The organism is Streptomyces odonnellii, assembly GCF_000981895.1.
Taxonomy (GTDB): Bacteria; Actinomycetota; Actinomycetes; order Streptomycetales; family Streptomycetaceae; genus Streptomyces; species Streptomyces odonnellii.
Genome location: NZ_LATD01000461.1, coordinates 1 through 8,398 on the forward strand (window position 1 = coordinate 1; position 8,398 = coordinate 8,398).

The 8,398-nt window shown below is 66.9% G+C and carries 6 protein-coding genes and 3 pseudogenes; 4 read left to right on the forward strand and 5 right to left on the reverse strand.

The window, feature by feature from the left end; genetic code table 11:
* Positions 1–1,084 precede the first annotated feature (1,084 nt).
* A complete protein-coding gene (locus WH07_RS32915) occupies positions 1,085–1,444 on the forward strand; it encodes a DUF805 domain-containing protein (RefSeq protein WP_046508297.1) in 360 nt (119 codons plus the stop codon).
* A gap of 121 nt (positions 1,445–1,565) precedes the next feature.
* Here the strand turns inward: WH07_RS32915 and WH07_RS39205 are convergent.
* A pseudogene (locus WH07_RS39205) lies at positions 1,566–1,688 on the reverse strand (4-hydroxybenzoate 3-monooxygenase); the annotation flags it as partial.
* Positions 1,689–2,624: 936 nt separating this feature from the next.
* Here WH07_RS39205 and WH07_RS38400 point away from each other — a divergent pair.
* Positions 2,625–3,643: pseudogene (locus WH07_RS38400) on the forward strand (IS5 family transposase).
* 182 nt (positions 3,644–3,825) lie between these two features.
* Here WH07_RS38400 and WH07_RS32930 read toward each other — a convergent pair.
* The 3 genes from WH07_RS32930 to WH07_RS40585 form a co-directional block, all read right to left on the reverse strand.
* Positions 3,826–4,988 (reverse strand): IS3 family transposase gene (locus WH07_RS32930; protein WP_106409742.1). Its coding sequence is split into 2 segments (ribosomal slippage): positions 3,826–4,701 and positions 4,704–4,988, totalling 1,161 coding nucleotides; the frame shifts between segments, so codons are not numbered across the junction.
* 692 nt (positions 4,989–5,680) lie between these two features.
* Entirely contained in the window at positions 5,681–5,833 is a 153-nt protein-coding gene (locus tag WH07_RS40580) for a hypothetical protein (RefSeq protein WP_198533937.1), read from the reverse strand.
* A 58-nt stretch (positions 5,834–5,891) separates the two neighbouring features.
* Positions 5,892–6,263 carry a hypothetical protein gene (locus tag WH07_RS40585; protein ID WP_198533938.1) on the reverse strand — a complete coding sequence of 124 codons (372 nt, stop codon included), beginning with the start codon at positions 6,261–6,263 and terminating at the stop codon, positions 5,892–5,894.
* Between the two features lie 237 nt (positions 6,264–6,500).
* Between WH07_RS40585 and WH07_RS32950 the strand changes: the two are divergent.
* Positions 6,501–6,620, forward strand: a pseudogene (locus WH07_RS32950) (IS701 family transposase); the annotation flags it as partial.
* Positions 6,621–6,750: 130 nt separating this feature from the next.
* Here WH07_RS32950 and WH07_RS32955 read toward each other — a convergent pair.
* Positions 6,751–7,368 carry a LysE family translocator gene (locus tag WH07_RS32955; RefSeq protein ID WP_079023755.1) on the reverse strand — a complete coding sequence of 206 codons (618 nt, stop codon included), beginning with the start codon at positions 7,366–7,368 and terminating at the stop codon, positions 6,751–6,753.
* A 97-nt stretch (positions 7,369–7,465) separates the two neighbouring features.
* On the opposite strand from WH07_RS32955, the gene WH07_RS32960 reads away from it, so the two are divergent.
* Positions 7,466–8,017, forward strand: coding sequence for a CGNR zinc finger domain-containing protein (locus WH07_RS32960; RefSeq protein WP_046508308.1), 552 nt, complete (start codon positions 7,466–7,468; stop codon positions 8,015–8,017).
* Positions 8,018–8,398: the final 381 nt, after the last annotated feature.

An 8,398-nucleotide genomic window follows, 5' to 3' on the forward strand; every position in this document is an offset into this window, starting at 1 on the left:
CACTCGCAAGGCCAGCACACCCACCGAACTAACGAAAAGATCAGTAGTAGCTACCGCGGTTTTGGGAGTGAGCGGCTTTGCGTCGACCGGCCAAACCCAATGCAGCAGATATGAGGGCGGACACGTGCGGGTTGACAGAGACTGAGCTGAATGTGCGGAGCGGCCCCACGGTGAACCACACGATCATCTATAGGTACAAGAAAGGGGTGCGGGTCTGCGGGGACCCAGTGAAGGGGGGCGCTTACTCGGCCTGCGGCGCTATATCGGCAATATGGCTGGCCCAAGCCGGTGGGGAAAAGGGGTACGTGGCGGCTGCCTGTGTTAGCGGCAAGATCCCTTCCTGAGTGGCGCCTGGTCCAGATCGCGCAGCAGCCCCGGTTTGCCCGGCGTGAGGCTGGCGGCAGCGGCGATTGAACGACGGCATCGTATGGAGAACTTTTTCGCCCAGGTCGAAGACCGCACACATGCCTGGCTGCCGGGGCGGAAAGATCTCCATTGGTTGATCATTCCCGGTGCTGACCTCGGCCGGGAGCAGCTGTACGCGCCGTACCGTGAGCTTGCCGAACAGCCTGGCCTGCAGGATGCACATCACGGTCCTGCACGCCAGCCCGCAGGACAGTGCGAGCCCGGGCGAGGTCGATCAGCCCGCGGATCCCCGCCCAGGCGCCGTATCCTCACCCCTCGCACGCCTACGCCGGCGCCGCGGCGCATCTGGCCGACCGCGGCGGCGACCGACTCGTACCCCGTGCCGTACGTCAACTCGAAGGCGGCCGGAGGGCCGTCTGCCGGTCGGTGCGCGGACCATCGAACCCGTCGTGTCCTGGTGTCTCGGGCAGGTGCGTGAGGTCGTTGCCGGGTACGCGGACCGACGCGGCGCGGCACCCCGGCCCGACTGCGGCGAGCCGGGGCGCCTGTCCGGCTTCGGTCCGCTCCCGTCGCGTTCGCGTCCCGTTCCCTGTGCCGTTCCCGCGCCCCCACCGAAGGCCCGTCATGTAACAACTTGACCAGATGATTTTCGGCCGCATACCTTTCGCCATGGCCCTGCCACAAGGACGGGCCTCTTTCGCGTCCTTGGGGGGACACAATGAACTGGTATCTCGGCGTTCTCAAGAACTACGCAGGCTTCAGCGGGCGGGCGCGCCGCACGGAGTTCTGGATGTTCGTGCTGTTCAACCTCATCGTGCAGATCGTTCTCACGGTCATCGATTCCGTGATTGGTCTGAACAGCGTCCTCAGCGGTCTCTACGCTCTCGCCGTCCTGATACCCAGCCTGGCGGTGAGTGTGCGGCGCCTCCACGACACCGACAAGTCCGGCTGGCTCCTGCTGCTCGGACTCATCCCGCTGGTCGGCGGGATCATCCTGATCGTCTTCTCCGCCACTGCGGGTACCGCGGGCCCGAACAAGTACGGCCACGACCCGAAGCAGCTCGGGGCGCATGTCTGAGTGCTCCTGAGCGCTCGCGCGAAAGGCCCGTCGGTGCGCCACCGACGGGCCTTCGTCATGATGCCGACGTTCCGGGGCACGCCGGCCGCTTTCGGCGGCAACGTCATCGAGGCCCGCCGCCGCGCTCGTCGGACCAGTCCCCGGGATCGGTGCCGTTCGGCACCTGGAGGTAGAGCCGGCTCACCGACGCCGACCGCATGCTGGCGAGCGCGAAGCCGCGCGCCGAGTGGGCGTAGACCCCCTCCCCATACACGGGCGCCGCTCACTGCGACGACGAGGCCGCCCGCATCCGAGCCTTCGGCCGCAAGGGCTGCCTGCTTGCCTTCCGTGACGCGACGCTAAGGCCGCCTACGCCTACGGGACACGGCGCAACGAGACACGGATGCTCGACGCCGCCGACTTCGGTCGCAACCCGCACGGCGGCGAATTCGGCCAGTACGGCCGCTGCCAGGTCCGGTTCGGCAAGGCCAAGAAGGGCTCGCCGCCCTGCTGACTGATACGGCAAGACGGATGCGACTCCGCAACGCCGGAGTCATCGTTCTTCTCTACGCACGGCCTCTGAGCCGCGTCGTCCGGCTCACCGTGGACGATGTCGTCCACGACGGCCACGCCGTGCTGCTACGACTCGGCGGCCAGCGTCGCCCGATTCCGCGCCGGTCGCCGCCCTGCTGCTGGAGCACCTTGCTACCCGTCGCTTCTGTTGGGCTGGTGACCTAGGGTCTTTCGTTTGGATCTGGCTGGGTCAGGGAGCGGGGTCTGGTGGAGGGGGTCCCTCCCGTGCCCTACAGGCCACGGGGCGGATCGCAAGGCGGAGGAGGGAGTCAGGGCGGAGCCCTGGCGACCGACGACAACGCGGCGAGGCGCGGCCCGCCGCGGCAGCGGCTGATGTCACCGCGGGCACGCGAGCCCAGCAAGATCCAAACGAGAGGCCCTAGGGCGTGTCTTCAAAGTAGCGTCGTCCGCCCGAAGGGCGGGGCCGACGGCGTCTGGTGCGTGCGATCGCAAGGCGGAGGGTCATCCTCGTACTGGACGTACTTGGATGATCCCGACAACGCGGCGAGCGTGCGTGCCAGGCGTCGCCGGGCAGACGGGACTTTGAAGACACGCCCTAGGGGCTGTTCGGGGTTCGGATCTTTGTGAGGCCCGGTGGCCTGTTGGCGGTGCCTGGTAGAACTCGGGTGTGGCGCGTTTTGACGTGACGGATGCCGAGTGGGCCTTGGTCGAGCCGCACTTGCCGGTGGCGGCGACGGGGCCGTTGCCACGGCGGGTGCGGGACCAGTTCAACGGGGTGATGTGGCGGTTTCGTACCGGCAGCGGCTGGCGTGATGTCCCGGAACGCTACGGGCCCTGGTCCACGGTCTACTCCCGGTTCAGCAGCTGGGCCAGGGCCGGGGTGTTCCAGGGCCTGATGGACGCATTGATCGCCGAGGCGGCCGCGCGGGGGCAGGCCGGCCTGGAGCTGGTCAGCGTGGACTCCACGATGGTGCGGGCGCATCACGAATCGGCTGGTCTGGCAGTGGCCGGGGAGACCCTGGACGCCCTGGAACAGGCTCTGACCGAGGAAAAAGGGGCTCCGCTTCCCCAGCAGCCGCCCGTACTGCGGGTGATGAGGCGACGGCCTGTACGGACGCGAGTGGTACAGACGCGCCGAGCCCGGACCGGGCCGCAGCGCGACGGCGTCGCAAGGCCAGGGCGGATGCCGCCGGGCTCGGCCGGTCCCGAGGCGGGCTGAGCAGCAAGATCCATGCAGCGGTCGACGCCACAGGACTGCCGTTGTCGTTCGTGCTCACTCCTGGACAAGCCGGGGACAGCCCTCAGTTCGAGACCGTGTTGAACAAGATTCGCATACCTGGTCCGGTCGGCCGCCCGCGGACCCGGCCAGACGCCGTGGCTGCGGACAGGGCCTACTCCTCGAAGGGCAACCGGGCCTACTTACGCCGGCACCACATCACTGCAGTCATCCCGGAGAAGACCGACCAGCAGGCCAACCGCAAGAAGAAGGGCTCGGCCGGAGGCCGGCCCATCACCTACGACACCGAACGCTACAAACAGCGCAACACCGTCGAACGCTGCTTCCAGAAGATCAAGACCTGGCGCGGCCTGGCCACCCGCTACGACAAAGCTCCCGACAGCTACGAAGCCGGACTCCACCTCCGCGGATCGATCATGTGGCTGAAGCTCCTCACCTCAACCACATGATCCGAACCCCAAACAGCACCTAGTTGTCACTTCGCGGTAGCTTCGGGAGAACAGGGCGGCCATAGCCGTACGCAGCATGTTGTTGACCACGGGCAGCACTACTACTGAATGCCTGGGGCGGCGAGCTGCGAAGTCTGGCGAAACTCACCCGGGTCTGATGCAGATTCGGGTGACAGGTTCGATCACGCGGCCTGGAGGGCCGGCGTCGTCATGACGGTCTCGAATTCGACGGGGGTCAGCCGGCCGAGTGAGGCTTGTCTGCGGCGTCGGTGGTAGGTCCGCTCGATCCAGGGCACGATCGCGATCCGGAGTTCTTCGCGGGTGGCCCAGACACGGCGGTCGAGGACGTTCTTCTGCAGCAGGCTGAAGAAGGACTCCATGGCCGCGTTGTCGCCGGCAGCTCCGACCCTCCCTATCGATCCGGCCATCCGGTGGCGATCGAGCGCCCGGACGAACTTCCGGGAGCGGAACTGCGATCCGCGATCGCTGTGCAGAATGCACCCGTCGACGTCTCCACGCCGGGCCACGGCGTTGTCCAGGGCGGTCACGGCCAGGCGGGACTTCATACGCGCATCGATGGAGTAGCCCACGATCCTGTTGCTGAAGACGTCCTTCACCGCGCAGAGGTAGAGCTTGCCTTCGCCGGTGGCGTGCTCGGTGATGTCGGCGAGCCACAGCCGGTTTGCACAGGCCGCAGTGAAGTCACGGCGGACCAGGTCGTCGTGCACCGGCGGGCCGGCCTTCTTGCCCTTGCCACGCTTCTTGCCGAACACGCTCCACCAGCGGTTGTCCCGGCAGATCCGCCATGCAGTCCGGTCCGCCATCACGGCCCCGGCGCCGCGCGCTTCGTCGGCGGGGAAGCGGTAGCCGAACTCCGGGTCGTCACGATGCGCGTCGAACAGCGCGTTCGCGCGATGCGCCTCCTCCAGCACGGCATCGGTCACCGGCTGGTCCAGCCGGCGGTAGTAGGGCTGTCTGGCGAGCTTCAGCACCCGGCACGCAACCGTGACGGGCACCCCGTCCACGGCCAGCTGCTTCACGAGCGGGTAGATCCTTTTCCCGGAAGATGTGCCTGCGACAGATAGGCCGCGGCCCGGCGCAGGACCTCGTTCTCCTGCTCCAGCAGCTTGATCCGCCGACGCGCTTCCCGAAGCAATGCGCTCTCCTGGCTGGTCGTTCCGGGCTTGCTCCCGTCGTCGATGTCCGCGCGACGCATCCACTTCCACAGCGTCATCGGGTGGACTCCGAAGTCGGTGGCCACCTGCTCGACCGTCACACCCGGCCCGCGGTTCCTCGCGACTCGCACGACATCCTGGCGGAACTCTTCCGGATAAGGCCTGGGCACAGCGACATCCTTCCCACCCGCCCCACAGGGCAAGCCAGTTCAGATGTCACCCGATCGTGCAGCAGACCCCGGAGAAGTGCTGCACTTCAGGCGCTCATGGGAGAGCGAAGGCCAGCTCGCGGTTGTGGCGAGCCCGGATTGGCGGCGTGGCGGTCGCCTGGGGGCGAGGGGATCGCAATCGCCGTCCTTGGGCGCGGGCAGTGATACGTGCGGGTTCCGCGCGAGTGTGGGTGAGTCCGAGAACGGCAGTGTGGCGTCGTGCCTGGGTAAGGGCGACGTACATGGAACGATGCTCTTCGCCTTCGAGGACGAGGCTGCTGTACATCGGGTGCGGGGAGCAGATGGCTGCGCCTGCCTGGCATGCAGGCCGAGATGGGAGCATTCCCGCAGGTGCGGGGATGCTCCCGCGCAGAAGGCCCGCCGGACTGCCAGGCTCGGCTGCTCCTCGCGCCCACGGGGATGGCCCCCGAAACGGCGTTCAGGATGAGTCTAAGGCTGTGCGTTCTCTACAGCGTGGTCATGGTCCTGAGGCGGAGGGGTTGAGGTAATGGCGAGATATACGGTGGCTCTGCACGGTTTCGCGGCGCTGCGCGTCGAGTGGTTGCCGTGATCGTCGCTGGTAGCGGCTGTTCTTGGCGTGGCGTTGGCGGCGGCAGTAGCACAAGACAGTCCGGTGGGTGAGGTCTGGAGTTTCAGCGTCGCACGCGGTATCGCAGGTGTGTCGCGCCCTTGCCTTGGATCACGATCGGGTCGTCGAAGCGGTGCGGTACGCCGGTCAGGTCGGCGAAGTATGGGATCCCTTTGCCGTGCAGCACCGGTACGAGACTGATGTAGACCTCATCCACCAGTCCCAGGTCGAGCGCCTGCCCTGCGATGTCGGCGCTGGCGATGCTGACGTGTTTGTCACCGGCGATCTCCCCGGCGCGCGATACCTTCCGCGACGCCGTCGACGAAGGTCGTACGCACCCACTTCGCGGCGTTTTCGGGCACGTTGTGCGTCACGACGACGACTGGCGCGCCAATCGGGTGGCTGTCGTTCCAGCCGTTGGTCAAGTCGAACAGCCGGCGGCCGCAGACGAGCGCACCAGCCCCGGCGAGAACCTGGCGCAGCATCTCCGCGCTGTTCGCGTCGACGTGGAACGACAAGTGCGCGTCGGCACTCGGCACGGTGACATCGCCGGCGCTGTACCAACCGAACAGCTCACCGGTTCCGTCCTCGGGGTCGGCGATGTAGCCGTCCACCGACATCGTCATGTGTGTATAGACCTTGGTCATGCGGACCTCCTGTGGACTCTTCCCCCGGGACAGACCCTCCGGGAGACTCGAATTCATCGGTCGGTCAGTGATCAGGCGGCAGCGGTTCCGCGCCACACCCAACCTCACGCTGGTGGGGCGCCTGAGAGACGGGGACAGCTGCCGCTGATCATCGGCGTGTTGAAGACTAATGATCTTGTGGTGGCCGCGGGCCCCAGCGGAGACCCTGCCTGCCGGCGGGAGGCTTTCGAGGGCCTGATGGGCCAGATGGCGGGCCGGTTCGCGCAGGTCGAGCCCCGGCACCGGGTGAAGGACCTCGTGTTCGGGCTCCTGTCGGACCTGCCGGGCAGGAACTGCTGGAGCATCGCCGAGTGGGCCGAGACGCCGTGTTCGGAGATCTGATGGGCCGTCGCGGCCGGTCTCCGCTCACGAGCTTGCGGCCTTCAGGAGTCGGCGGTCCAGGGCGAATGAGAAGCCACGCAGGTTCATATCGCCTTCTCCTGGGCCATCAGGGTCGCGCGGCCTGCGGGACTTCTCTGGCCAGCAGTAGGGCGACCAGACCGAGAAGACTCCCCGTGATGCGGCGTTGCCATCTCGTCCAGGCCGGCCTGGCGGAAAGGAACCCTGCTATCGATCCGGCCGTCAGCACGATCAACGCGTTGACGATCATGCTGACGATGATCTGGATGGTTCCGAGCGTGAAGCCCTGGACGGCGGCGTTGTCGTGATGGGGGTCGATGAACTGCGGGATCAGGGCGAGGTACATGACGGCGGCCTTCGGATTGAGCAGGTTGGTGATCAGCCCCATCCGGAACAGCCTCCCGGCAGAGTCTCGTGCAAGCGTTCGCGCCTCGAATACCCCGGCTCCGCCCGGCCGGATCGCCTTCCACGCGAGGTGGAGGAGATAGGCGACGCCTGCGGCCTTGAACCCGACATAGAGCCACGGGACCACGACGAAGACGACGGCCAGCCCGAGGTTCGCCATCGTCATGTACAGGAGAAAACCCACTCCCGTTCCGGCCAAAGAGACCAGCCCGGCGATCCGGCCCTGCGCGATGCTGCGCGAGACCAGGTAGATCATGTTCGGTCCCGGCGTAAGCACCATGATCAACGCCGCCAGCGCCATCCCACCCACTGCACCCCACGAGACCCAGCCACCCATCGTCGCCACAACCGTTTTCTCTCGCCCGAGTAGTTCGTCGGCAGTGTGATGTAATGCCGTTATGCATCTCAACCCTTACGGTGAGTACGCCGTCCTGCTCGCCGCTTCCCTGGCGAACGACTGGCCGTGCGACCGTGCGGGGGTCGTCGACCGGGCACGTTCGTTCGGGATGCGGATGGCATTCGCGTCCGCCCGGTCGACGGACTACGCCGGCGTCCGTTCCGTGATCGACCGATGGCTGGCAATTGTGGACGAAGAGATTCCCGACCAACGCGCCGCTCTGCTCAACCAGTACCTGGCGGAGGCATCCGCCTACCCCCGCCTGACCAACCACGATGCTGAAGGCTGGCACCTGCACTACCGGGACCTCGATCAGACACTGCCGCATGTTCTGGACGCCGTCATCAGCGTCGGCACCGCACTGCACCTGACCACGCGGGGCATGAACCGGCTCACTCGCTGCGCCGCTGGCAAAGACCCCGGCGACCCCTGCCGAAACATCGTCGTAGATGTCACACGCAATGGGCGGCAGCGCTACTGCAGCGTCCGCTGCGCCAACCGAGCCGCGGTACGACGACATCGAGTCCGCCGCGCCCCAACACCAGGAAAGTGATGCCCCAAATCAGTGGTAACGGGGGGAGGCCCGGCGTACGTACGCCGCACGGTGCGCCGTGGCGCAGGCCCAGGAACTCGCGGAGCAGCCCGGCCCGCCAGGTGGGCACGGTGTGCCGCTGCCAACGGTGTACCAGTCTGCCGCGATGGAGCTAGGGCGTGTTTCGGAAGTCCCGTCTGCCCCGCGACGCCCGGCACGCACACTCGCTGCGTTGTCGGAGTCGCCCGAGTACGGCCGGGCCATCCACAACGCCGATCCTCCGCCTTGCGATTGCACGCATCAGACGCCGCGAGGCCCGCCCTGCGGGCGGACGACGCTACTTCCGAAACACGCCCTACTGATCTTTTCGTTAGTTCGGTGGGTGTGCTGGCCTTGCGAGTG

Excerpts from the sequence above, each read along its gene's own strand:
- WH07_RS32960 (WP_046508308.1), top strand. The coding sequence starts at position 7,466 with ATGCATCTCAACCCTTACGGTGAGTACGCCGTCCTGCTCGCCGCTTCC.
- WH07_RS40585 (WP_198533938.1), bottom strand. The coding sequence starts at position 6,263 with ATGACCAAGGTCTATACACACATGACGATGTCGGTGGACGGCTACATC.
- WH07_RS32915 (WP_046508297.1), top strand. The coding sequence starts at position 1,085 with ATGAACTGGTATCTCGGCGTTCTCAAGAACTACGCAGGCTTCAGCGGG.
- WH07_RS32955 (WP_079023755.1), bottom strand. The coding sequence starts at position 7,368 with ATGGCGCTGGCGGCGTTGATCATGGTGCTTACGCCGGGACCGAACATG.